The sequence below is a fragment of the Vogesella mureinivorans genome (assembly GCF_007644035.1).
Lineage (GTDB): Bacteria > Pseudomonadota > Gammaproteobacteria > Burkholderiales > Chromobacteriaceae > Vogesella > Vogesella mureinivorans.
In genome coordinates this window covers 219,227-242,460 of record NZ_VMTV02000291.1, presented here as the reverse complement: position 1 = coordinate 242,460, position 23,234 = coordinate 219,227, and the positions used below count along the sequence as shown (strand labels likewise).

The 23,234-nt window shown below is 59.5% G+C and carries 21 protein-coding genes; 9 read left to right on the top strand and 12 right to left on the bottom strand.

What is annotated here, in order from left to right:
• Positions 1 to 3: 3 nt before the first annotated feature.
• Both FLQ44_RS09570 and FLQ44_RS09565 read right to left on the bottom strand, forming a co-directional pair.
• Complete coding sequence (locus FLQ44_RS09570; RefSeq protein ID WP_147694203.1) at positions 4 to 879, bottom strand: mechanosensitive ion channel domain-containing protein; 876 nt, start codon at positions 877 to 879, stop codon at positions 4 to 6.
• The gene (locus tag FLQ44_RS09565; RefSeq protein WP_147694202.1) at positions 879 to 2,489 is read right to left on the bottom strand and encodes a peptide chain release factor 3; all 1,611 of its coding nucleotides are present in this window, start codon (positions 2,487 to 2,489) and stop codon (positions 879 to 881) included. Before FLQ44_RS09565 ends, FLQ44_RS09570 begins: the two co-directional genes overlap by 1 nt.
• Positions 2,490 to 2,656: 167 nt before the next feature.
• Here FLQ44_RS09565 and FLQ44_RS09560 point away from each other — a divergent pair, with 167 nt between their 5' ends.
• From FLQ44_RS09560 to FLQ44_RS09535, 6 genes are all read left to right on the top strand, one after another.
• Positions 2,657 to 3,268: a riboflavin synthase subunit alpha gene (locus FLQ44_RS09560; RefSeq protein ID WP_147694201.1), complete on the top strand. Its 612-nt coding sequence runs from the start codon at positions 2,657 to 2,659 to the stop codon at positions 3,266 to 3,268.
• A 107-nt stretch (positions 3,269 to 3,375) separates the two neighbouring features.
• Positions 3,376 to 4,491, top strand: coding sequence for a bifunctional 3,4-dihydroxy-2-butanone-4-phosphate synthase/GTP cyclohydrolase II (ribBA, locus tag FLQ44_RS09555; protein WP_147694200.1), 1,116 nt, complete (start codon positions 3,376 to 3,378; stop codon positions 4,489 to 4,491).
• Positions 4,492 to 4,536: 45 nt separating this feature from the next.
• Positions 4,537 to 5,004, top strand: a complete 468-nt coding sequence (gene ribH, locus FLQ44_RS09550) for a 6,7-dimethyl-8-ribityllumazine synthase (protein WP_017509400.1) — start codon at positions 4,537 to 4,539, stop codon at positions 5,002 to 5,004.
• A 38-nt stretch (positions 5,005 to 5,042) separates the two neighbouring features.
• Positions 5,043 to 5,492: a transcription antitermination factor NusB gene (gene nusB, locus FLQ44_RS09545; RefSeq protein ID WP_017509401.1), complete on the top strand. Its 450-nt coding sequence runs from the start codon at positions 5,043 to 5,045 to the stop codon at positions 5,490 to 5,492.
• Between the two features lie 203 nt (positions 5,493 to 5,695).
• The gene (thiL, locus tag FLQ44_RS09540) at positions 5,696 to 6,637 is read left to right on the top strand and encodes a thiamine-phosphate kinase (protein WP_147694199.1); all 942 of its coding nucleotides are present in this window, start codon (positions 5,696 to 5,698) and stop codon (positions 6,635 to 6,637) included.
• Positions 6,621 to 7,118 carry a phosphatidylglycerophosphatase A family protein gene (locus FLQ44_RS09535; protein WP_147694198.1) on the top strand — a complete coding sequence of 166 codons (498 nt, stop codon included), beginning with the start codon at positions 6,621 to 6,623 and terminating at the stop codon, positions 7,116 to 7,118. The genes thiL and FLQ44_RS09535 overlap by 17 nt, the downstream gene beginning before the upstream one ends.
• A gap of 164 nt (positions 7,119 to 7,282) precedes the next feature.
• On the opposite strand, the gene FLQ44_RS09530 is transcribed toward FLQ44_RS09535, so the two are convergent.
• From FLQ44_RS09530 to FLQ44_RS09520, 3 genes are all read right to left on the bottom strand, one after another.
• Positions 7,283 to 8,608, bottom strand: coding sequence for a DEAD/DEAH box helicase (locus FLQ44_RS09530; protein ID WP_147694197.1), 1,326 nt, complete (start codon positions 8,606 to 8,608; stop codon positions 7,283 to 7,285).
• Positions 8,609 to 8,907: 299 nt separating this feature from the next.
• Entirely contained in the window at positions 8,908 to 9,681 is a 774-nt protein-coding gene (locus FLQ44_RS09525; protein ID WP_147694196.1) for a hydroxypyruvate isomerase family protein, read from the bottom strand.
• 3 nt (positions 9,682 to 9,684) lie between these two features.
• Positions 9,685 to 10,563 carry an NAD(P)-dependent oxidoreductase gene (locus FLQ44_RS09520; protein ID WP_147694195.1) on the bottom strand — a complete coding sequence of 293 codons (879 nt, stop codon included), beginning with the start codon at positions 10,561 to 10,563 and terminating at the stop codon, positions 9,685 to 9,687.
• 298 nt (positions 10,564 to 10,861) lie between these two features.
• Between FLQ44_RS09520 and FLQ44_RS09515 the strand changes: the two genes are divergently transcribed.
• Positions 10,862 to 11,695 (top strand): hypothetical protein, encoded by an 834-nt coding sequence (locus FLQ44_RS09515; protein ID WP_147694194.1) that lies wholly within the window; start codon positions 10,862 to 10,864, stop codon positions 11,693 to 11,695.
• Positions 11,696 to 11,765: 70 nt separating this feature from the next.
• Here FLQ44_RS09515 and FLQ44_RS09510 read toward each other — a convergent pair whose 3' ends face one another.
• A complete protein-coding gene (locus FLQ44_RS09510; protein WP_147694193.1) occupies positions 11,766 to 12,560 on the bottom strand; it encodes a response regulator in 795 nt (264 codons plus the stop codon).
• Positions 12,561 to 12,640: 80 nt separating this feature from the next.
• Positions 12,641 to 13,561: a transcriptional regulator GcvA gene (gcvA, locus tag FLQ44_RS09505; RefSeq protein WP_147694192.1), complete on the bottom strand. Its 921-nt coding sequence runs from the start codon at positions 13,559 to 13,561 to the stop codon at positions 12,641 to 12,643.
• A 179-nt stretch (positions 13,562 to 13,740) separates the two neighbouring features.
• Here gcvA and acnB point away from each other — a divergent pair, with 179 nt between their 5' ends.
• Together acnB and FLQ44_RS09495 are read left to right on the top strand one after the other, a co-directional pair.
• Positions 13,741 to 16,332, top strand: coding sequence for a bifunctional aconitate hydratase 2/2-methylisocitrate dehydratase (acnB, locus tag FLQ44_RS09500; protein WP_147694191.1), 2,592 nt, complete (start codon positions 13,741 to 13,743; stop codon positions 16,330 to 16,332).
• 363 nt (positions 16,333 to 16,695) lie between these two features.
• Entirely contained in the window at positions 16,696 to 17,583 is an 888-nt protein-coding gene (locus FLQ44_RS09495) for a DUF4113 domain-containing protein (protein ID WP_240801230.1), read from the top strand.
• A 40-nt stretch (positions 17,584 to 17,623) separates the two neighbouring features.
• On the opposite strand, the gene FLQ44_RS24090 is transcribed toward FLQ44_RS09495, so the two are convergent.
• From FLQ44_RS24090 to FLQ44_RS23615, 5 genes are all read right to left on the bottom strand, one after another.
• On the bottom strand, positions 17,624 to 18,991 hold the full coding sequence (locus tag FLQ44_RS24090) for a DUF4145 domain-containing protein (protein WP_206208788.1): 1,368 nt from the start codon (positions 18,989 to 18,991) through the stop codon (positions 17,624 to 17,626).
• Positions 18,992 to 19,092: 101 nt separating this feature from the next.
• Positions 19,093 to 20,802: an SNIPE associated domain-containing protein gene (locus FLQ44_RS09485; protein ID WP_147694190.1), complete on the bottom strand. Its 1,710-nt coding sequence runs from the start codon at positions 20,800 to 20,802 to the stop codon at positions 19,093 to 19,095.
• Positions 20,803 to 20,880: 78 nt separating this feature from the next.
• Positions 20,881 to 22,287 (bottom strand): hypothetical protein, encoded by a 1,407-nt coding sequence (locus FLQ44_RS09480; RefSeq protein WP_147694189.1) that lies wholly within the window; start codon positions 22,285 to 22,287, stop codon positions 20,881 to 20,883.
• Between the two features lie 70 nt (positions 22,288 to 22,357).
• Entirely contained in the window at positions 22,358 to 22,588 is a 231-nt protein-coding gene (locus tag FLQ44_RS09475) for a hypothetical protein (RefSeq protein ID WP_147694188.1), read from the bottom strand.
• Between the two features lie 103 nt (positions 22,589 to 22,691).
• Complete coding sequence (locus FLQ44_RS23615; protein ID WP_170252910.1) at positions 22,692 to 22,829, bottom strand: hypothetical protein; 138 nt, start codon at positions 22,827 to 22,829, stop codon at positions 22,692 to 22,694.
• Positions 22,830 to 23,234: the final 405 nt, after the last annotated feature.

The following is a 23,234-nucleotide window of genomic DNA, read 5'->3' as shown; positions in this document are numbered from 1 at the left end:
GGTTTAGTCTGCGTCGGCAATCTTGTTGTTATCGGTTTCCGGGAAGCAGGCAAACATGAAGCGGCGCAGGATGGCCTGCTCGGCACGCTGGCGTTCGCGCTGCGGTACGGCGATGCGTACGATCAGGCGGTATTCTTTTTCTGATGCAGGCTGCAGGGCGATGCGCGGCTCTACCGACGGTGTGTCCATCATCAGTTTGTGCTCCAGCATGGCCATATGGTGGCGAGCGTCGCCCAGCCACGGTGCGCACACATCGCTGGCAATCTCCTGCAGCTGCCGCTCGGCGTAGGCAGGGGCGATGCGGTAGGGCAGCGGGATGGTGATGATGTGCATCACGTAGTCGCCGGTAAAGTTTTCACGCACTACCGGGTGGGTCAGCAGCAGGCTGTTGGGAAAGCTGACCGACTTGCCGGTGAGCTGGTGCGAGTCGTGGCGCGGGCCAATTTCGATAATGGTGGTGCTGAGCATGGTGATGTCCTGCACCCGCCCGCGCATGCCCTGCATCTCGATAATGTCGCCCAGCTCGTAGCTATTGGAAATGGAGCGCACCAGGCCGCCGCCCAGGCACATCAGCAGCTCCTTGGTGGCCACCACCAGCGCCGCGGCAAAGGCCACCATGGACAGCGCGATGGTTTGCAGCTCGCGCGCCCAGATAATCACGAAGCCCGCCAGGCCGATAACGATCATGGCGTTGCGCATATTGATCGTCCAGCGCCGGCGGGTGTCTACCGGTACCTGCGGGTTGGCCGCAATGGCCCGCACGATGCTGGCCTGAACCAGCAGCAATACCAGCACCAGTACGGCCGAGCGCAGCAGGTCGGCACCGTAAGCTTGCAGGATGGGGGCGAGCCAGGCGGGCATGGGCAGGTTTACCGGCATCAGTCGTTCAGTTTTACAGCGTGTTCACGGGTTTCGTGGAACACGATGTCCGGCCAGCGTTCCTGCGTCAGTGCCAGGTTCACGCGGTTCGGTGCCAGGTAGGCCAGGTTGCCGCCGGCGTCGGTGGCAATGTTCATGGTCAGCGCGTTGCCGAATTCTTCCAGCTTCTTGCGGTCGTTGCAGCTGAACCAGCGGGCCGACCAGATGCTGCACGATTCGAACACCGCGTCCACGCCGTATTCGGCGGCCAGGCGGCTGGCTACCACTTCAAACTGCAGCACGCCCACGGCGCCCAGGATCAGGTCGCCACCGTTGTGCGGCTTGAACACCTGTACCGCGCCTTCTTCGCCCAGCTGTTGCAGGCCTTTTTGTAGCTGCTTGAGCTTCAGCGGGTTCTTGATGCGCACGCTGCGGAACATTTCCGGGGCAAAGAACGGAATGCCGGTAAAGGTCAGCTCTTCGCCCTCGGAGAAGCTGTCGCCGATCTGGATATTGCCGTGGTTGGGGATGCCGATGATGTCGCCGGCAAAGGCTTCTTCCACGATTTCGCGGTCGTGCGACATGAACGTGACCACCGACGAGGCGGCGATGTCACGGTTCAGACGCAGGTGTTTCATCTTCATGCCACGCTCGAAGCGGCCGGAGCACACGCGCAGGAAGGCGATGCGGTCGCGGTGTTTCGGGTCCATATTGGCCTGGATCTTGAACACAAAGCCGGAGAACTTGCCCTCGGTCGGTGCTACATCGCGCACGGTGGCGTCGCGCAGCTGCGGGGCCGGGGCCCAGTTGATCAGCGCGTCCAGGATCTCGCGGATGCCGAAGTTATTGATGGCCGAGCCAAAGAACACCGGGGTCAGCTCGCCGGCCAGGAATTCTTCCAGGTTCCACTCGTTGGAGGCGCCTTGTACCAGCTCGATCTCCATGCGCAGCTGGGCCATTTCCAGCGGGAACAGCTCGTCCAGGCGCGGGTTGTCGATGCCCTTGATCACCTCGATATCGGTAATCAGCTTTTCGCTACCGGCTTCAAACAGGATGACTTCGTCGGACAGCAGGCTGTACACGCCGCGGAAGGCCTTGCCCATGCCGATAGGCCAGGTGATGGGCGCGCAGCGGATCTTCAGCACGCTTTCCACCTCGTCCAGCAGCTCCAGGCTATCGCGCACTTCACGGTCGTACTTGTTCATGAAGGTGACGATAGGGGTGCTGCGCAGGCGGCAGACGTTCAGCAGTTTGATGGTTTGCTCTTCCACGCCCTTGGCCGCGTCGATCACCATCAGTGCGCTATCCACCGCGGTCAGTACGCGGTAGGTATCTTCCGAGAAGTCCTGGTGGCCCGGGGTGTCCAGCAGGTTTACCGTGTGGTCGCGGTAGTCGAACTGCATCACCGACGACGCCACCGAAATGCCGCGCTGCTTTTCGATCTCCATCCAGTCGGAGGTGGCAAACTTGCCGCCCTTCTTGCCTTTTACCGTACCCGCCATCTGGATGGCGCCCGAAAACAGCAACAGCTTTTCGGTCAGCGTGGTTTTACCGGCGTCAGGGTGGGAGATGATGGCGAAGGTGCGGCGCTGCGCAACTTCTTCGGCAATACGGGTCAGTTCGGCGGACATGGATGCTCGTCTGGTAAAGATTCGGAAAAACAGGCGATTGTACTGCATTCTGGCCGTTTCATAGAAGCCGCAGCAGGCCGTGCGGCCAACCTTTTGCCGCGTAGCGCCTCGTATTTGCAGTGCAACACGGTACAATCGCGTTTTCGGATGTTTGCGGAGCCAGCAGAATGTTTACCGGTATCGTGCAGGGCATGGCCACCGTGGTGGCGGTGGAAGAAAAAAACCAGTTTCGTACCCACAAAGTGCAGCTGCCGGCGGCGCTGCTGCCAGGGCTGCAGATCGGCGCGTCGGTGGCGCATAACGGTTGCTGCCTGACCGTTACCGCCATCGATGGCGACGTGGTGAGCTTCGATCTGATCGCCGAAACCCTGCGCCTGACCAACCTGGGCCGCCTGCAAGCCGGCGACGCGGTGAACGTGGAACGCGCTGCACGCTTTGGCGACGATATCGGCGGCCACAGCATGTCCGGCCACATCATCAGCACCGCTACCGTGAGTGACGTTATCAGCAGCCCGGACAACCGCACGCTGTGGTTCACCCTGCCGCGCGAGCTGATGAAATATGTGCTGATCAAAGGCTATATCGGTGTAGACGGCTGCAGCCTGACCATTGGCGACGTGCGCGACGACAGCTTCTGCGTAAACCTGATCCCGGAAACCCTGCAGCGCACGCTGCTGGGCGTGCGCCAGGTGGGCGATATGGTGAATATCGAAATCGACCCGCAAACCCAGGCCATTGTCGATACCGTTGAGCGGGTGTTGGCCGCACGCGGTGCTTGATTGCCGGCTAGCCGGCCCCATCTATAAATGAATCACTCCTGCATGGCGCGTGGCGCCATGCTCCATAGCAGCCAGGCGCGCCGCAGGCGTGCGGGAAGGACGACACAATGAGCATTGCCCCGATCCAGGAAATCATTGCCGACATCAAGGCCGGCAAAATGGTGGTGTTGATGGACGCGGAAGACCGCGAAAACGAAGGCGACCTGGTCATGGCCGCCGAGCACGTTACCCCGGAAGCCATCAACTTCATGGCCAAGCATGGCCGCGGCCTGATCTGCCTTACCCTCACCGAAGAGCGCTGCAAGCAGCTGAACCTGCCGATGATGGCCACCAATAACGGCACCAGCTTTGGCACCAACTTCACCGTGTCCATCGAGGCCGCCGAGGGCGTGACCACCGGCATTTCCGCCGCCGACCGTGCCCACACCACGCTGGTAGCCGTGGCGCGCGACGCCCGCCCCACCGACATCGTGCAGCCGGGCCATGTGTTTCCGCTAAAAGCGCAAAAGGGCGGCGTGCTGGTGCGCGCCGGCCATACCGAAGCCGGCTGTGACCTATCGCGCCTGGCCGGGCTGGAGCCCGCCTCGGTAATCTGCGAGATCATGAACGATGACGGAACCATGGCACGCCTGCCAGAGCTGTTGGAGTTCGCCCGCGAGCACAACCTGAAAGTCGGCACCATTGCCGACCTCATCCACTACCGCAGCCGCACCGAGTGCTTTGTGGAGCAAGTCGGCCAGCGCCTGGCCGAAACCCCGTTTGGCGCCTTCCAGCTGCATGTATTCCAGGACGTACTGACCCGCGCTACCCACCTGGCACTGGTATGCGGCCAACCCCGCGCCGATAAGGAAACCCTGGTGCGCGTGCACGAGCCGCTGTCGGTGATGGACCTGCTGGACCCGCTGTCCGGCAAGCACAGCTGGACCATCCCCAACGCGCTGGAAGAAATCAGCGAGCGCGGCTGCGGCGTGGTGATCCTGCTGCACCGCCCCGAATCCGGCGCCGATATTCTGGCGCGCGCGCTGCCCGAGCAGGCCGAGCCAGGCCCGCGCCAGCGCTGGGACAGCAAGACCTTCGGCATTGGCGCGCAAATGCTGCGCGCACTGGGCGTGGGCAAGATGAAGCTGATGGCGTCGCCAGTGAGCTTGCCGTCCATGACCGGTTTCGGTCTGGAGGTGACCGGCTTTGCGCAACCTGAACACGTGCACGTGGATTTGGATTAAAATACGCCCCTTTCTAGATTTGGCTGTCGCCGCAAGGAGAACTGCATGCTGGACCAAGTAAACCGTATTACCCCTGATCTTTCCGGCAAAGGTCTGAAGATTGGCGTGGTAATGTGCCGCTTTAACGAGCTGGTTTGTCATGGTCTGCGTGATGCCTGCCTGGCCGAGCTGCAAGCACTGGGCGTGGCGCCCGCCGACGTGACCCTGGCCACCGTGCCAGGCGCGCTGGAAGCCCCGCTGGTGCTGCAAACCATGGCAAAAACAGGCCGCTTTGACGCGCTGATTGCGCTGGGCGCGGTAATTCGCGGTGAGACCTATCACTTTGAGCTGGTGTCCAATGAATCCGGCGCGGGTATCACCCGCGTGGGCCTGGATGCCGGCATCCCGATTGCCAACGCCATTCTCACCACCGAAAACGACGAGCAGGCCGAAGTCCGCATGTCGGTAAAAGGCCGTGAAGCCGCCCAGGTGGCTGTAGAGATGGTCAATCTGCACAAGACCCTGCGCGGCTAAGCTGCCGCGCCTGCTCTTTAGATACAAGGAAAGCTGTAATGAAAACCGCCCGCCGCCGCGCCCGTGAATATGCCGTACAGGGTATTTACGAGTGGCAGCTCAATGCCGACCGCCCGGCATCGCTGATTGAAAAGCACCTGCGCGAAAACGACTACTTCGTCAAAGCCGACGAAGCCCTGTTCCGCGAAATCCTGTTTGGTGTACTTCGCGATGCCGCCGACCTGTCCAAATACCTGGTGCCTTACTACGAGCGCGACGCCGCCGAAGTCAGCCCGGTAGAGCGCGCCATCATGCTGATGGCGGCTTTCGAGCTGATCTCGCACCCGCAAACCCCGTGCCCGGTCATCATCAACGAAGCCATCGAAATCGCCAAAACCTTTGGCGGCACCGACGGTCACAAATTCGTTAACGGCGTACTGGACAAGCTGGCCGCCGACGTGCGCGCCGACGAAGTCAAGGCTATCCGTAGCCGCCGCCAGGCAGACTGATACTGCGCCAGCCTGCGGGCTGTACTGCCAGAGCCCGGCCATGCCGGGCTTTTTTATTGGTTTGCTCCACGGATGCGCCTGCGGCCTAGCCGGGCTACGGTCTGATCCGGGCAATGGTTTGTCCTTGCCATGGCCGGGTGGCGGAGTAGGTTTTTTCAAAGGTTGGCCGCAAGCGGGCTTGTGGCCAGTGTGGTGATAACGGGATGACCGAATTCGATCTGATACGGCGGCACTTTACCCGCGCCGCGCCCAATGCGGTGCTGGGCGTGGGCGATGATGCTGCCATTGTGCGGCCAACCCTGGGCTGCGACTTGCACGTGTCTACCGACATGCTGGTAGAAGGGCGCCATTTTTTTGCCGATGTCTGCCCGGAGGCCTTGGGGCACAAGGCGCTGGCGGTGAATCTGTCCGATATGGCCGCCATGGGCGCCACCCCGCGCTGGGTGACGCTGGCGCTGGCACTGCCGCGGCTGGACGAAGCCTGGGCGGCGGCGTTTGCGCGCGGCTTTTTTGCCCTGGCAGCCGAGCACGGTGTGAGCGTAGTGGGCGGCGATACCACGCGTGGCCCGCTCACGCTGTCGGTAACCATTTTTGGTGAAACGCCGCACGGCCAGGCGCTGCGCCGCGACGCTGCACAAGTGGGCGACGATATCTGGGTGTCCGGCCAGCTGGGCCTGGCTGCCGCCGCCTTGCAGCAGCGGCTGTCCGGCAGCGGCGAGGCGTTGCCGGCGGATTGCCGGCTGAAACTGGAGCGCCCGCAGCCACGCGTGGCGCTGGGCCAGGCCCTGCTGGGGGTGGCGCGCGCGGCGCTGGACGTGTCCGACGGCTTTGCGGCCGACCTGTCGCACATTCTGGTGCGCTCCGGTGTGGGGGCTGAAGTGTGGGTGGAGGCCTTGCCCACGCACCCGCAGCTGGCGGCGCAGCGCGCGCGCTGGTTGCCAGCCATTGCTGCCGGTGGCGACGATTACGAGCTGTGCTTTACTGCCGCCCCGGCGCAGGCAGCGGCGGTGCAGGCTGCTGCCGCGCAGGCCGGTGTAGCGGTGCGCAAGGTTGGCCGTATCGTGGCGGGTGAGGGTTTACGCCTGCTAGCTGCCGATGGGCAGGCGGTGGCGCTGGAAAGGTTGGGTTATGACCACTTTGCCTAAGCCGGATGTGCGCTTTTTGCTGCGCCACCCGGCGCATTTTCTGGCACTGGGTTTTGGCAGCGGGCTGATTACCCCGGCGCCGGGTACCTGGGGCAGCATTGCCGCCTTGCCACTGGCAGCGGGTTTGCACCTGGCTGGCGTGCAGGGTGTGATGCTGGCCTGGCTGGCGCTACCGCTGTTTGTGCTGGGGGTGTGGGTGTGCGGCGTGACCGGCCGGGCGCTGGGCGTGGCTGATAGCGGTCATATTGTGTGGGACGAAATCGTGGCCATGCTGCTGGTGCTGGCGGCGGTGCCGGCTACGCCCATGGCGTGGTTGGCCGCATTGCTGGCGTTTCGCGTGTTCGACATCGTCAAACCATGGCCGATACGCTGGCTGGATGCCCGTGTGCACGGCGGCTTTGGCGTGATGCTGGATGACGTGGTGGCGGCACTGTTTGCCGTGCTGGTGCTGTGGTCGGTGTTGCCGTATTTGCCAGCCTGACCATTGCCATAGCTGCCTGTGATGGCGGCGATATCGATAGCCACCCCGGTCTTGCCGTGGGTGGCTTTGTTTTGTGCTGCTTTTGCATACCCAAGACAAATAAAAACCAGACAAATAAAAAACCCAGCACCAGGCTGGGTTTTTTATTTGCTGCTACAGCAAGCTTACTCGCTGCGTGGGCGACGGTCGGCGCTGCCACCCTGGCGTGGGCCGCTGCTGCTGCGGTTGCGGTCGCCGTAGCCACCGCGGTTGCCGCCGTAGCCGCCACCTGGTTTACGGTCGCCGTAGCCACCGCCGCCATTGCTGCGACGCGGGCCACCTTTGCCAGCCGGACGGCCTTTCGGTGGGCGACGGGTTGGCTCCAGGCCTTGGATCACGGCTTCGGTCAGCTGGCGCTTCAGGTACTGCTCGATACGGCGTACGCGGTGGAATTCGCGCGATTCGGCAATGGTGATCGCCACGCCGCTACGGCCAGCACGGCCGGTACGGCCAATACGGTGTACGTAGTCTTCGGCTTGTTTTGGCAGGTCGTAGTTCACCACCAGGCCAATGCCGGGTACATCGATACCGCGAGCGGCTACGTCGGTGGCTACCAGGATCTTGATGCGGCCACGACGCAGGTCGTTCAGGGTACGGTTACGCCAGCTTTGCGGCATGTCGCCGTGCAGGCAGGCAGCGCTGTAGCCCATGTCGGACAGCTTGTCAGCGATTTCTTCGGAGCCGATCTTGGTGGCGGTAAACACTACGGCCTGGTCAAAGTTGGCTTCTTTCAGGATCGCATCCAGCAGGCGCTGTTTGTGATTGTTGTCATCTGCGTACAGCAGGTGCTCTTCGATATTGCCGCTTTCCTCTTTGCGCTCGATCTCGATGCGCTGCGGGTCGCGGGTCATGCGTTCTGCCATCTTGCCTACGATACCGTCCAGGGTAGCGGAGAACAGCAGGGTCTGACGCTCGCTAGGGGTAGCGGCTACGATGGTTTCGATGTCTTCGATGAAGCCCATGTCCAGCATGCGGTCGGCTTCGTCCAGAATCAGCATTTCCAGGCGGGAGAAATCGATGCGGCCGGAGCGCATGTGGTCCATCAGGCGGCCAGGGGTGGCCACGATGATGTCAACAGGGCGCGACAGGGCGCGGGTCTGGAAGCCGAACGATGCGCCACCCACCAGGGTAACGGTACGCAGCCAGCGCAGCTCTTCGCCGTAAACCAGGGCGTTTTTTTCTACCTGCTGAGCCAGCTCGCGGGTAGGGGTCAGTACCAGAACGCGTGGGCCGTTGCCGGAGCCTTTGGAGCGCTCGCTGACACGGGTCAGTGCTGGCAGCAGGAAGGCAGCGGTCTTGCCGCTACCGGTTTGTGCCGAAACAAGCAGGTCGCGACCAGCGATGGCGGCAGGCACGGCTTCGCCTTGTACTGGGGTCGGCGTGTCGTAGCCGGCTTTTTCCAGTGCTTTGGCAATAGCGGGGGCCAGCCCCAGGTCGGAGAACTTCTGCATGGTGAATCCTTTCAGTCCGGCGTGGTGCGCCGGTTGTGAGCCCGCTTGGGGTTACAGGTCATCGAACCAACCTGACAAGCGGCGAACAGCAGTCCTGAAAGGACGAGGCGGAAACGAAGCCAAATAGGGTCAGATGCGATGAAATCGTAGAGGCCGGCAGCGCGGGTGTTACTGCCAGCAATTTCGAGAAGGGCGCATTCTAATGAAAATAATTCGATTGCGCAAGGGTTTTTAAAGTACAGGCTATGCAAGTGACTGATTTTTAAAAAGCCAGCCGGATTGTATGCAAAAAAAAGCCATCAGCCGGCGGCCAGCCAGCCGAGCGTGCTGTGGCTGGCGGCGGTGGGGCGGTATTCGGCGCCCAGCCAGCCGGTATAGCCATTTTTTTCAATAAAATCAAAATAATCACGCAAGGGCAGGGTGCCGCTGCCCGGCTCGCCACGGCCCGGGTAGTCGGCAAACTGGATATGGGCCGCTTGCGGCAGGTGGTGGGCCAGCAGGGCCGGAATATCCAGATTCATGCGTGCGGCGTGGTAAATATCGATTTGCAGGCCGATGCCCGCTTGCGGCATGCCGGCCAGCAGCTGGGCGACTTCGTCCGGCGTGCGTAGCAGAAAGCCGGGCATGTCTATGTCGTTGATGGCTTCACAGCACAGGTGCAGGCCGTGTGGGGCAAAAAAGTCGGCGGCCAGCTGCAGGTTGGCCGCCAGCGTGGCCAGGCAGGCCTGGCGGCTATGCCCTGCGGCCAACCTGCCGGGCAGGATATTCAGTAGTGGCACGCCCAGCGCTTGCGCGTAGTGCAGCGCCTGCGGCAGGGCGGCGGCAAAGGCGTCGCGGCGGTCGGGGTGGCTGGACAGGCCGGGGCCGCCTGCCATCAGGTCGCCCGCCGGCATATTGATCAGGATCACCGGCGTGCCGGCAGCGCGGGCGGCGGCGGCCAGTGTTTCGGCTGGGTGGTTGTAGGGGAACTGGATTTCCACCGCGCCAAAACCGGCCGCGGCGGCCTGGGCAAAGCGCTGCGGCAGCGGGTATTCGGTAAACAGCAGGGACAGGTTGGCCGCAAAGCGTGGCATGGTTTACTCCTGTGACAGGTAGTGCAGTATCAGGCTGCTGAGGTCGTGCTGGCCGTGGCCGGCCTGACAGTGGGCGTGCAACAGTGCCTGCGCCTGGCTGGCCATGGGCAGCGGGCGCTGCGTGGCGCTGCCCAGTGCCGTGGCGTTGTTCAGGTCTTTCAGCAGCGTGGCGGCTTTCCACTGTACCGGCGCAAACTGGCGCCCGGCCATGCGCGGTGCCAGGATCTGGAACGGCAGCGAGTCGGCAAAGCCGCCCGCGAGTGCGGGGGCCAGCAGGCTGGCATCTACCCCCGCCGCCTCGGCCAGCTGCACGGTTTCGGCGATCAGCGCGGCGGTACTGGCCACGATCAGCTGGTTGCAGACTTTGGCCACCTGGCCGGCGCCCGTGTCGCCCATGCGCGTAAGGCGCTGGCTCAGGTGCGCCAGCAGCGGGCGCAGCGCGTCGATATCGCTGGCGTCGCCACCCGCCATGATCACCAGCTGGCCGCTTTCTGCGCCCTTGACGCCGCCAGACACCGGTGCGTCTACCCAGCGCATGCCGCAGTGTGCGGCCAACCTTTGGGCAAAGCTGCGGGTGGCGTCGGGCGCGATGCTGGAAAAGTCCACCAGCAGCTGCCCGGCGCGGCCATGGCTGGCAATGCCGCCTTCGCCAAACACCACGCTTTCTACGGCAGCGGTGTCGGAGACGCACAGCATGATGACGTCGCAGCTGGCTACCAGTGCGGCCACGCTGGGCGCTACGCTAGCCCCTGCGGCCTGCAGCGCAGCCGTTTTGCCCGGGCTGCGGTTCCATATATGGAGTGGCACGCCAGCGCCCAGCAGGCGCTGGCACATCGGCTGGCCCATCAGGCCCAGGCCGATAAATCCTGTTTGTGGTGACATGGTTTCCCCTTGGCGGCTTGCCACGATGCTAGCGCAGCCACGGGGGCAGTGTCGCGCGGCAAAAAAAGCGGGCCGGCAAAGGCCGGCCCGTAAAGTAGATATTGCAACAAGGGAAGGTCGCCGGTGGCAAGGCCGCCGGCTGCACCCACGCAGAGCTTGCGAGCAAGCAAAAGCGTAGCCCTAGCTTACCTTCAGGCCATTTGCATGGCAACGGCGTGCTGTTTTGTGCGCGTGGCATGGTGGGGCGGGTGGGGGTTTGCGGTACAATCCTGCCTTTTTTTGCGAAGGGGTTGGGGTGGTGACCGATTTACATAGTGCTCGTTACCAGGCGTCGCGCCCTTGGGCCAAGCGCGTGGCGCAGCTGTTTACCCAGCTGGCAGGCCGCGAAGAGGCGTGCGCCCAGGCGGCGCAGGTGGTGCAGCGCGAGCTGGCACAGCTGGCCGAGCTGTACACCATCAATGATACCCAGCGTGAAACCGAGTTTGTGTTGGCAGAGGCTTACGGCCTGTTTGTGCGCGACGGCCGCCGCGCCATGGCCTTTGCCCCGGACCTGGCGCAGGCTTTGCAGCACACCCGGCCACTGGCGGCGCTACCGGCGGTGTTGCCGCTGCCTGCCGGTACGTTTCTGTTAAGCCTGCCCGGCGAGGCGGGCAGTGCCGCGGCCTATGTCACGCACGATGCCGCAGCGCAGCGGCTGGATATCTTGCTGCTGATGCCGGATTTTGCCCCGGCCGGCGTGCCCTGCCACCAGCGCATGGAGGCGGCATTGACGCTGGGTGTAGCTTACCCCGGCTCGGTACAGGTGCCGGATTCGCCGGCGCTGGCCAGCTGGAAGCCCTGGCTGGAAACACTGTTTGCCGGGCTGGCCATGCTGGCCCAGCCGCAGCTAACGTTGGCCGCACAGTGGCAGCCCGCCCCGGCAGCGGCCGATGCGCAGCTGCTGCACACGGGTAGCGCACGGGACAAGCAGCGCGTGCGTGCGGCCTTGCTCAAGGCGGGGGCGCAAGAGGTGCTGCTGGCGCAGCGTGCCGGCTTGCTGCCGCTAGGTGGCCAGGTGAAGGCTGGCTACTGGCGCACGCAGGCGGGCAAGGCTGGCGAGCGCCTGGTGTGGGTAGCGCCGCGCCCGGCATAAAGGGTGCCAGGCATGAAAAAACCGCAGCGCTGTGGCCTGCGGTTTTTTTGCGGCTGCTGGCAGCCAGGTGTTACAGAAACTGCACGATCAGGCTGCGCAGGGTGCTCATCTCGAATGGCTTGTCACAGATGGCCGACACGCCAGCTTCTTCCACGGCGGCCAGGCGGGTTTGGTCCTGCTCGCCAGACACCATCAGGATGGGCACCGACATTTGCGGGCTCAGCGTGCGCACGTATTCGATCAGCGCGCGGCCGTCCATCTCGGGCATGTTGTAGTCGGTAATGATCAGGTCGAATTCGGTTTCCTGCAGCAGGGGGACGGCCGACATACCGTTGGCCGCTTCTTCGATCTGGTCAAAGCCCATGCGCTCCAGCACGGTGCGCAGGTAGTGGCGCGAGGTGCTGCTGTCGTCCACCAGCAAGATACGCTTGGTGTCCAGGTCGTAGTGTTCCAGCTCGGCGCGTACTTCTTCGGTGTTCAGGTAATCCAGCGCCGAGCACAGGGCGCGGTCCAGCTGGCGGGTGGTAAAGGGCTTGGGCAGAATGGCCAGCGCCCCGGCCTGGCGGATGGCGTCCAGCTGCTGCGCGCGGGTTTCGCTGGAAATCAGCACGTAGGGCATGTCGCGAATTTCGCCATCGGCGCGCATGGTAACCACCAGCTCGGCGCCCGTCATGTCGGGCAGGTACATGGCGCTGATGGTGATATCCGGGCGCGGTAGCTCGCGCATGCGCGCCAGCCCTTGTTCGCCCGTTTCCAGCAGGTCGATATTCTCTATACCCATTTCGCGCAGGTGATTCTGGATGATGAGCCTTTGGGTGCGGGAAGGCTCGATCAGGCAGACCATCAGGTTTTGCAGATCAAACATGCTGTTTTCCTGTTTTGCTTTCTTGCAAGCATAGACACTGCGCCGCTTTAGGTCTAACCCATCTGCTGAAAACCTTATTTCTATAAGTCTGGCTTGTGGGTTTTGCCGTGATTGCGTTGCTCGTTTGCCGCAGTTTGTTCCAGCCAGTGGCAAAATGCATGAATGGTCACATCGTCTACTGCAGCGCGCGGCGCGATCCAGCAATAGTCGCGTACCGGCACCACCGGCTGCTGTAGCGGCGCCACCAGCTTGCCGCTATCCAGCGCCTGCTGTGCCATTGGCAAGGGCCCCAATACCACGCCCAGGCCATCCATGGCCGCCTGCAGCGCCAGCGAGAAACGGTCAAAATGCAGGCTGCTGGCCGGTTTTAGCTCCGGCACGCCCGCCAGGGTGAACCAGCGCTGCCACTGGGTTGGCCGCGTATCGGCGTACAGCAGGGTATGGTTTGCCAGGTCGGCCGGCTGTTGTATAGGCAGGCGGGCCAGCAGCGCCGGGCTGCACAGTGGTAGCTCCCACTCTTCCAGAAACGGCTTGGCCAGGTGGCCCGGCCAGTCGCCCGGGCCACGGCGGATGGCGATGTCAAACGGCGTGTCCAGCCGGCTGATGTCGCGGTCTGATGTCACCAGGTGCAGGTCGATATCGGGAAAGCGTGCCCGAAAGCCCTGTAGCCGTGGCAGCAGCCAGAACAGCGCAAACGTGGGGGTAGAGTTGATCGACAGCCGCCGCTGGCGGTCTGGCTGCAGTAGCTGGCTGGTGGCGTTGGCGATCAGGTCTAGCCCGTCCTGCACCTGTACCAGATAGCGCCAGCCGGTGTCGGTGAGTTTCACACGCCCGCCGCTGCGCTCGAACAGCTGCACGCCCAGCCATTCTTCCAGCTGCTTGATCTGCTTGCTCACAGCGCCATGGGTGACATGCAGCTCGTTGGCCGCAGATGAGAAGCTTTCCAGCCTTGCCGCTGCTTCGAAAATGCGCAGGCCGTTGAGAGGGGGGTAAGTATTCATGGCTGTGATTTTATCTCACAATCTATGTTTCGATTACTCGTTTGTGCATGGGTCGCCAAGGGCGTAATCTTCACGAATCATAGCCGGGAGTCGTAGTAATATCCCGGATGGTTGCCGGCAGCCCGCACCCGCTGCCGTCAGGCTGATTGCAAACAACCCAAGCAAAAAGGTCCCGAGCCATGCTAGTAGCTTACCGCCAACATGTTGCCGAGCGCGCCGCGCTGGGCATCCCGCCACTGCCGCTGACTGCCAAACAGGTAGAAGAACTGGTTGAACTGCTGAAAAACCCGCCCGCAGGCGAAGAGCAGACACTGGTAGAACTGATTACCCACCGTGTACCGCCAGGCGTGGATGACGCAGCCAAGGTAAAAGCTTCTTTCCTGGCCGCCGTTGCCGAAGGCACCGTGGCATCGCCACTGGTATCGCGCGAGCTGGCCACCGAGCTGCTGGGCACCATGCTGGGCGGCTACAACGTTAAACCGATGATCGACCTGCTGGGCGACGAAAAAGTCGGCGCCATCGCTGCCGAAGGCCTGAAGAAAACCCTGCTGGTATTCGACTTCTTCAACGACGTGAAAGAGCTGGCCGACCAGGGCAATGCCAACGCCAAAGGCGTACTGCAAAGCTGGGCCGACGCCGAATGGTTCACCAGCCGCCCTGAAGTAGCCCAGAAAATCACCGTTACTGTATTCAAGGTACCTGGCGAAACCAACACCGACGACCTGTCGCCGGCACCGGACGCCTGGAGCCGCCCGGACATCCCGCTGCACTACCTGGCCATGCTGAAGAACACCCGCCCCGATGCGGCCTTCAAGCCGGAAGAAGACGGCAAGCGCGGCCCGATGCAGTTCATCGAAGACCTGAAGAAAAAAGGCAATGTGGTTGCCTACGTCGGCGACGTGGTCGGTACTGGTTCCTCGCGTAAATCCGCCACCAACTCCGTGGTGTGGGCTACCGGCCAGGACATCCCGTTCGTACCGAACAAACGCTTCGGCGGCGTGACCCTGGGCGGCAAAATCGCCCCGATCTTCTTCAATACCCAGGAAGACTCCGGCTCCCTGCCTATCGAAGTAGAAGTGTCCAAGCTGGAAATGGGCGATGTAATCGACATCTACCCGTACGAAGGCAAAATCGAAAAAGACGGCCAACTGGTAGAAAAATTCAGCCTGAAATCCGACGTGCTGCTGGACGAAGTACGCGCCGGTGGCCGTATCAACCTGATTATCGGCCGTGGCCTCACCGCCAAAGCGCGCGAAGCACTGGGCCTGCCAGCTTCCACCGAATTCCGCCTGCCGAAAGACCCGGCCGACAGCGGCAAAGGCTTCTCGCTGGCACAGAAAATGGTTGGCCGCGCCTGTGGCCTGCCGGAAGGCCAGGGCGTACGCCCGGGTACCTACTGTGAGCCACGCATGACCACTGTGGGTTCGCAAGACACCACCGGCCCGATGACCCGCGACGAGCTGAAAGACCTGGCTTGCCTGGGCTTCTCGGCCGACCTGGTGATGCAGTCGTTCTGCCACACCGCCGCCTACCCGAAACCGGTAGACGTGAAAACGCACAAAGAACTGCCAGCCTTCATCTCCACCCGCGGCGGCGTAGCCCTGCGCCCGGGCGATGGCGTGATCCACAGCTGGCTGAACCGCCTGCTGCTGCCGGACACCGTCGGTACCGGTGGCGACTCGCACACCCGCTTCCCGATCGGTATTTCCTTCCCGGCCGGCTCCGGCCTGGTAGCCTTTGCCGCCGCCACCGGCGTGATGCCGCTGGACATGCCGGAATCGGTACTGGTGCGCTTCAAAGGCGAACTGCAGCCAGGCGTTACCCTGCGTGACCTGGTGAACGCCATCCCGCTGTACGCCATCAAGCAAGGCCTGCTGACCGTAGCCAAAGCCGGCAAGAAAAACATCTTCTCCGGCAAAGTGCTGGAAATCGAAGGCCTGCCAGACCTGAAGGTAGAGCAAGCGTTCGAGCTGTCCGATGCCTCTGCCGAGCGCTCCGCCGCCGGCTGCACCGTGCGCCTGAACAAAGCGCCAATCGTCGAATACATGAACTCCAACATCACCCTGATGAAGTACATGATCGCCGAAGGCTACGCCGACGCCCGCACTCTGGCCCGCCGCATCAGCAAAATGGAAGAGTGGATCGCCAATGGCGAGCTGCTGCAGCCGGATGCCGACGCCGAATACGCTGCCGTAATCGACATCGACCTGGCCGACGTGAAAGAGCCGATCGTGGCCTGCCCGAACGACCCGGACGACGTGAAATTCATGTCCGAAGTGGCCGGCACCCAGATCGACGAAGTGTTCATCGGCTCCTGCATGACCAACATTGGTCACTTCCGCGCCGCTTCCAAGCTGCTGGAAGGCAAACGCGACCTGCCGGTAAAACTGTGGCTGGCCCCGCCAACCAAGATGGACGCCGAACAGCTCACCAACGAAGGCCACTACGGCGTATTCGGCATGGCCGGTGCCCGCACCGAAATGCCGGGCTGCAGCCTGTGCATGGGTAACCAGGCGCAGGTACGCGAAGGCGCTACCGTGATGTCCACCTCCACCCGTAACTTCCCGAACCGTCTGGGCAAGAACACCAACGTGTTCCTGGGCTCCGCCGAGCTGGCCGCTATCTGCTCCAAGCTGGGCAAGATCCCGACCCTGGCGGAATACCATGCCAACATCGGCATCATCAACGAGAAGAGCGCCGAGGTGTACCGCTACATGAACTTTGACCAGATCAAAGACTATCAGGACGTAGCTGACACCGTTAAAGCATAATAAAATCAGTAGTTTACTGATTTGACATCTTGGGGGTTTGGTAGGGGTTTCGGCAACGATACCCTTACCAAGCCCCCAATTTTTTTGGAATGCTGGCTCGAAATGCGCTGTTTACCGGGTGTTGCGCAGATGCATAAATCGAGCGGTGATGCCTGGCTTGAGCGGTGCAAGAGCCGAAGCATGGTCAGTTGTCTGATTCGTTGCTGGCTAAATCTGCTCTGCGGCCAACCTTGATGTCTTGTCATTAGCCGTAGCCTGCTATCTCTTTTTTGTCCATTCAGCGACCGTTTTGATAACCCCACCTTCATCACGCTGGACGGCATCCCCGGCCTGCGCGAGTACGCCACCCGGCTGCGCGGCGACGTGCTGCAACGGGTAGGCATCCCCACCTGTGTCGGCATCGGCCCCAGCAAGATACTGGCGAAGCTGGCCAACCACGTGGGCGAGGTCTACCCGCGGGCGCAGGGCGTGTTTGCCTGGCACTGGCTGGCGCCGGAATGGCAAGACAAGCTGATGGCGCGCATCGCGGTGGGCGAGGTATGGGGAATAGGGCGCCGCATCGCGGAAAGGTTGGCCGCAATGGGCATCCATAGCGCGCTGGACCTGAAACACGCCGACCCGCGCGACATCAAGCGCCAGTTCAATGTGGTGGTAGAGCGCACCGTGGCCGAGCTCAACGGCATCAGCTGCCTGGCGCTGGAGGATGTGGCGCCGGCCAAGCAGCAGATCATCGCCAGCCGCAGCTTTGCCGAGCTGGTGCACGACTTCGACACCCTGGCCAGCGCCATCAGCCACCACGCCTGCCGTGCCGCCGAAAAGCTGCGCCGCCAGCACAGCCACGCCCGGCTGGTGGCGGTCAGCATCCGCACCAACCGCTTCCGCCAGCAAGACGCCCAGTACGCCGGCTGGGAGGTCTACCCGCTGATCCACCCCTCATCCGACAGCGCCACGATTACCGCCGCCGCGCTGGCCGGCCTGCGCCGCGTCTACCGCCCGGGCTACAGCTACAAGAAAGCCGGCGTGGTGCTGCTGGAAATCGGCCCCGCCGACCGCGTTCAGCCCGACCTGTTCGCTCCCACGCCCGACCTGCGCCGGGGCAGGGTGATGGCGGTAATGGACCACATCAACCGCGAATACGGCCGCGGCACGCTACGCCTGGCCAGCGAGAAGCTGCACAGCGGCTGGGCGATGCGGCAAGAAAAAAGGTCGCCACGATGGACGACCTGTTGGGGGGAGTTGCCGGTGGTGTAGCTTTTATGTTGTGAGTGATTTTTATTAGATGTCTTGCACATTATTTCCCACAGCACTTCTTGTACTTTTTAGTCGATCCGCAGGCGCATAACTCATTTCTACCTTGCTTATTGATCAGTCTTGATTGGTCCGTCATGGCTTTAAAAATGTGACCCATTAATTTAAATCTATCTGAAATTGCATTGAATAGCCGATCATCAATTTCAAAGTTAAGATAGTTTTTTGCATTAATACTACCTTCTGCGGCTGATGATTTTAATAATTGCAACCCGCGCTCTTTATCTTGGTGGGTTATTTTTCCTTCATAGAGCATCTTGCCAAGCAAAAATTTGCTGTGGCTATCATCCTTGGCAACGCCATCTTCCAAAAATTGCTTCGATTTTTCTGGCGAATAAAATGGTACATTTTCATCTTGATAGATAAGGCCTAGTGCAGCATATGCAGCTGTCTCACCTGCATGTAGGGCTTGCTCAAGTATATTCAAGCTTTCATTAAATTTACTTTCATCTCGTAGCATCTCTGCATATAAAATGTATGCCCCTGTGTACTTGCGCTTTGCACAAGCTTCTAATGCCTTAATGCCGCGAATCTGGCTCTTTTCACCTTTGTTTTCTTCGAATGTCAATCGCCCATACCGATAGAGTGCTTCGGGGTTAGCAAGTTTGAATATTGGCTCTTCATTTCCACCCAAACGATGGAGGTCATTAGAATTCAGAGAGTCGGTTCGGGCGCTAATCTCACAAGCAGACCAATACAATTCAGCTGCCATGCGTAATGTTGTTTGGTGATGAGTGTCTTCAACATTACTGATTATCAGTCTATCTTTTCTAATGGGTGCTAATGCTTGAGCTTCTAGAATAAGCCCCGCTGACATTTTTGAGTTAAAATCAAAAGTCGATACTGCTTTCCACAATATTATTTGGCTGGTGATGTCGTTAAATTCTGCTATTAATATAGTGGGAGGATTTCTGTTGTTAATAATGCTGAATATTTTTTTAAAAGCTTCTATTAGCTCAAGCCTGGTGCCTCTTGCACTATCTGCATCATTGGAATTTTCCGAAGAATTCGTATAGACAGCCCCGCCTTCTTTGTTGATTCTTGTGGTTGACTTGGCATGGACAGCGGCATTGCCTTGCTTTCTAATGTGATGAAGTTGAGAGCTTAATTCATCGTCAATCAATTTATTCTGATGTAATGCCTTGATTGCATCAAAAAGATCTATTTGGGGCGGTATGTTGAAGTGGGAGGCAAGTGTTGATGTCAAGTGCTCAATTACCTGTCTGAATTGAGATTTTGCATAGTCCGGATAAATTGAGATTACATCCAGTGCTTTTCTATAATGCTCGCCCGCTTCCATGGAGATTGATTGGCACAATTCCAAGTCGCTAATTTTTTCTTTTTCGATCATCTTTAAATTGATGGAAGTATTTGAGGAGATTCATGTTCTATATGGTCTAACTTCTTACCGGCTGCTTGTGTCGGGTGAGTAGTTTTGATGATGGTCTTATTTCACTCCTCTTCTAATAGAAGAACAGCCTCCTGCACTAACGCCTGATGCCGCAGCCAGTCTTTCACCGCTGCCGGGTTTTCTTTCAAACCCTTCTCGATGGCCAGGCTTTCCCGGTACTCGGCGGCTTTGGCTGACATGGTCCAGGAGGCGTCGATGTCGTGCTCTTCCACTACCTGACGCAGCTCTTGCAAGGGCAGGCGGAAGAACTCTTTGCGCGGGTTCACTTTATTGACCTGGGCCTGTACAAAGCGCTTGTGCAGGGTGTGCTCCAAGGCCGGGGCATCGTCGCACCAGATCATGGCGTGTACGTCGAAGGCGAAGGGGACACTGGCATCGCCCAGTTCTTTCACCCGGTCCAGTGGTTCCAGGCGCCGCGTCATGCCTACCTTGTAGATATCCTCGCCAAATGAGCCCACGTTAGAAATCACATAGACATGGCCGGCTTTGGTCTGCTGCGCCATCGATAGGGCGCGCTGGTTACGCGCCTCGGCTTCCTGCAGCTTCACTTCCAGCTCGGCCAGTTTGGCTTCCATCTCCGCACGCTGCTCCTCGGTAGCCTTAGCCACTTGAGCGCGGGCCTTTTCCATCGCCTTGTGCAGGTTTTCTTCTTCCTTTGCCGCTTCTTTCAGTGCGCGCTCGATCTCGCGGCGCGCTTTTTCCTCTTCGCGGATTTGCTCGCGGATACGTCGTTGCTCTTCCTTTTCCTGCTCGCGCAGTGCATTGACTGCGGTAAGCCATTTCAGCTCGGCCAGCCGTGCATCGAGGTACTCTGGTGCAATGCGTGCATCACGGAAGGCGCTGCCATTGTTGTTGACCAGCGCGCAGGCATCTTTGATCTGCTGTTCCAAGGTGCCGAAGTTATCGACTCTGGCGCGTGACAGGATCGAGTCCACCTTGCCGTTAAACGCATCCACTAGAAAGCGGATGGCGGTTTCCTTTCGGTGCCGTTCGACGTAGTCGCAGGTTGCGGCGCGGCCGTGCTCTACCATCAGTTTGCTGCGCTCGCGTGCCTGCTTCAGCTGCTGGCCAGCTTCATCAAAACCGTAGGCGTCGGCCAGTTCATCCAGCAGGCTGTAGGTCGGTTTCAGATAGCGGTCGCCATAGCCTTCGATGACGTTCTTCATCGCCTTGATGCTTTCTTCCAGCTGGTTGGCTTTGGAAAGCGCCACATAGGCCTCGCCAGCGATCTGCTCTGCCCGGGCATTGGCATCGCGGATGATCTGCTCGGCCTGCTGGTTGGCCAGCGCCAGCTGCACGTCAATCTTCTCGCGCTTGGTTCGGGCATCGGCATTCGCATCTTTACGGATGGTGTCTGCCTCCTGTGCGGCGATCTGCCTGGTAATGCTGGCGTCCGACTCCGCTTGCCGCCGCATCGCCGTGACGGCTTGCTCGGTGGAGGTTCTCAGCTCGGCCATGGTGTTTTGCAGCTGCTGTAGCATGGCATCGGCATCGCGCACGTTCTGAAAACGGGCGAGCGAGGCGATCTCCTGCCGCAGTGCAGCGATACGCTCTTCCAGTTCAGCCTGTTCAAGTTTCGCTTGCGCCAGATCAGCCTGCTGGGCTTCGTGTCGCTGCTGCCACTCCTGCTCCTGGCTGGCCATGGCGGCGGCGGCTTTGGCTTGCGCCTCGGCCAGTTGCTTTCTTGCTTTCTGACTTTGCAGGTAAAACACCACTGCGATGACTGCCAGCAGGAGTACGAGGCCTTCCATGGTTGATTTCCTTGCGTTATTTTCTAGTTGCTAGCTATAGAAATGAGTCAGAGGCATCCTTCAATAGCGCTGTGATCTTTACTCTTGGCTCTTGTTTGCACTTCCTGATGATGCTATGGATTTTGGAATTTTGCCGGGCTTGTCAATTTCCAGCTTGTTGCCATTTAAGTCTAGAGAAAGTTTTGAAGCACTCCCCATCAGAGCTGAGGCTAGCTCGTCAGCAGGGTGAAGAACTGCTGGAGTCGTATCCTTTCCTAAAAATAGGCCTCGGGTAAGGCTTTCAATGAGATGAGATGGTATTTCTGAGTCGGTTTCTTTTCGCCACTCAAGACAGGTCTCGACTACCCAGTTTGCACGATTAACATCGATGTGAAACTGCTTCAAGCTTTCCTCAGTATTTGCAAAAGAGGTTGCCAGTTGGTTTTGCCAGCGGATATAGTAAAGAATGGTTGCGGCCAAGCTGATCGAGATTAAGCTAAATCTAATCCACAACATTATAATTTCAGTATTGCTGCTTTGTTCTTTCGAAAGCAAGGCGGAGGCTGGTGGTAATTCGGATTGCTTGGATTGTGGTGCAGATAGTGCGGTGACTTTGTCTGCAAGAGTGGCTAGGGTGTCATATTTTTTATCACTCGTTGTCTCTGTGCGAATGATGACGATCTCAAATATTGTCAAGGCCAAAAGGAAAAACAAGAATGCTCCCAAAAGACGCATACCACCAGCCACTGGCCTTCTCGCTTCGATTGTTGCATTAGACAATCCAAAATTATTCACTCGATTTGAAACATCGTTGAGCATGCTATTTCTTATTTGCCTGCGTGCGAAGGTGTTGTCACTTTCATCTATTGACTTGCCTCTTTCGTCAAGCTCTTCTTTCAGTTTTGCCAGTGCATCTTTTTCTGCTTGAATTTCACGAGATGCTTCTGCCTGCTTTTGTTTGAATTCCTCTTGTAGTTCGAACTCCTTATTTTTTACCTGCTCGTCAAGCTGGCTTCGAAGGTTGATGGTTTGTTGAAAGACTTCTTCAAGCTGTTTCTGCAAGCGTAGAAATGAAGACTCTTGCAAAGCTCTTTGGGCTTCTAAAAGAGCTATAGGCTCAGAAGGTTTTGGAAGTTGTGTGGGTTTAAATAATGCTAAAATATAGCTTGCAATTTCAACTCTGGAGGGTTCAAAATTCTGTATGTCGATGGCTACGTCATCAAAGATTGGTGATTTTTCCCACTGACTTGTAGCACTTCCACCTCTGTAATACCAAAAAGAAACGCCATTGATGTTGCCTGATATACTGGAGATCAGCTCGCTTTTCATTGCAAGTATGGATTTAATATTTTCGCTGCTGCCATCAGGATAGGTGACTTGCCCTGTGTTAATGTCGCCAATGTAAATGTTTACATTGTAATCGCCGAATTTTTTTCCTATTCCAACGAGGTGGCCGTTAATTTGCTCATCATTTACACGCGGGATTTTATATACGGTTTGGCCCATTTGGAATTTCTTTCATTTTGGATTGCGGGATTCGGGTATGCCGAAAAAGGGAATGCAATCCGGAACGTGCTTAGCAGCATAATGAATACCCCTTTGCCACCTTCGGTCCCGGCCCTTGCCGCGGGCGCAGCGTACTGCTCACTTTGCCCTGCGCTTGCAGCTTCACCAGTACGCTCATGATCTCCGCCTTGTCGTAGGCAAATTCCAGTGCGGCTTCGATTTCACCCAAGAACAGCGCCCTAGGAGCCACGGCCAGTACGTCGCACACCTTGGCCGGTAAGGGTTTGTCTGCGCTGTTCATGCCGCCCCCTGTTGCCACTGCAGCCAGTGTTGGCCGAAGTGCAGATGTGCGGCCAGCAGCAGGGTGTCCAGGTTGCGTGCGTGCAGGCCCAGGCTGCGGGCAATCAGCTGTCGGCCAGATGCTGCCAGGTCACGTAGCGGGTGCGCAGTACGCGCCGTTCGTGTCCGGGTCGGGTGTTGATCAGGGCTTCTATCGCTTTATCGATATGCTGATCGTATCGTAATGGAAACAATTTTTCCATGTCATCATCGTGCAAATGTCGATGGCTAATGACGAGGGGGTGATGCCATTGAGGTCTCACCTGTTCGGGACACAACAGATCCATGTTGGGCAGAGTGCCGGAAGTGATGGGCGACATCACCCGAGAGTACGACCAAGCTGCGCTACGTTGTAATAACCCAGCCCTGTCGGCACAGCTCAGGTTGCTAACTGATACGCCATCGCTGGCGCCTCCCCCCCCAAAAAAAAGCCTGATGCAGCCACCGGTGCTTGCAGCACCTGGCCCCGTCGGCCCTTACCCGGCGGGTGCCTCGCCTTGCCGTGGGTGCGTTAGTGAACAGACGCGTGGCGGGTGAGGGGGGATGCTGTCCTTGGGGTAAACGCCACGCCTTCCGGTACGGCTTGCCCTGAATGAAGGAGCATCATT

Excerpts from the sequence above, each read along its gene's own strand:
- FLQ44_RS09570 (WP_147694203.1), bottom strand. The coding sequence starts at position 879 with ATGCCGGTAAACCTGCCCATGCCCGCCTGGCTCGCCCCCATCCTGCAA.
- FLQ44_RS09565 (WP_147694202.1), bottom strand. The coding sequence starts at position 2,489 with ATGTCCGCCGAACTGACCCGTATTGCCGAAGAAGTTGCGCAGCGCCGC.
- FLQ44_RS09560 (WP_147694201.1), top strand. The coding sequence starts at position 2,657 with ATGTTTACCGGTATCGTGCAGGGCATGGCCACCGTGGTGGCGGTGGAA.
- ribBA (WP_147694200.1), top strand. The coding sequence starts at position 3,376 with ATGAGCATTGCCCCGATCCAGGAAATCATTGCCGACATCAAGGCCGGC.
- ribH (WP_017509400.1), top strand. The coding sequence starts at position 4,537 with ATGCTGGACCAAGTAAACCGTATTACCCCTGATCTTTCCGGCAAAGGT.
- nusB (WP_017509401.1), top strand. The coding sequence starts at position 5,043 with ATGAAAACCGCCCGCCGCCGCGCCCGTGAATATGCCGTACAGGGTATT.
- thiL (WP_147694199.1), top strand. The coding sequence starts at position 5,696 with ATGACCGAATTCGATCTGATACGGCGGCACTTTACCCGCGCCGCGCCC.
- FLQ44_RS09535 (WP_147694198.1), top strand. The coding sequence starts at position 6,621 with ATGACCACTTTGCCTAAGCCGGATGTGCGCTTTTTGCTGCGCCACCCG.
- FLQ44_RS09530 (WP_147694197.1), bottom strand. The coding sequence starts at position 8,608 with ATGCAGAAGTTCTCCGACCTGGGGCTGGCCCCCGCTATTGCCAAAGCA.
- FLQ44_RS09525 (WP_147694196.1), bottom strand. The coding sequence starts at position 9,681 with ATGCCACGCTTTGCGGCCAACCTGTCCCTGCTGTTTACCGAATACCCG.
- FLQ44_RS09520 (WP_147694195.1), bottom strand. The coding sequence starts at position 10,563 with ATGTCACCACAAACAGGATTTATCGGCCTGGGCCTGATGGGCCAGCCG.
- FLQ44_RS09510 (WP_147694193.1), bottom strand. The coding sequence starts at position 12,560 with ATGTTTGATCTGCAAAACCTGATGGTCTGCCTGATCGAGCCTTCCCGC.
- gcvA (WP_147694192.1), bottom strand. The coding sequence starts at position 13,561 with ATGAATACTTACCCCCCTCTCAACGGCCTGCGCATTTTCGAAGCAGCG.
- acnB (WP_147694191.1), top strand. The coding sequence starts at position 13,741 with ATGCTAGTAGCTTACCGCCAACATGTTGCCGAGCGCGCCGCGCTGGGC.
- FLQ44_RS24090 (WP_206208788.1), bottom strand. The coding sequence starts at position 18,991 with ATGATCGAAAAAGAAAAAATTAGCGACTTGGAATTGTGCCAATCAATC.
- FLQ44_RS09485 (WP_147694190.1), bottom strand. The coding sequence starts at position 20,802 with ATGGAAGGCCTCGTACTCCTGCTGGCAGTCATCGCAGTGGTGTTTTAC.
- FLQ44_RS09480 (WP_147694189.1), bottom strand. The coding sequence starts at position 22,287 with ATGGGCCAAACCGTATATAAAATCCCGCGTGTAAATGATGAGCAAATT.
- FLQ44_RS09475 (WP_147694188.1), bottom strand. The coding sequence starts at position 22,588 with ATGAACAGCGCAGACAAACCCTTACCGGCCAAGGTGTGCGACGTACTG.
- FLQ44_RS23615 (WP_170252910.1), bottom strand. The coding sequence starts at position 22,829 with ATGGAAAAATTGTTTCCATTACGATACGATCAGCATATCGATAAAGCG.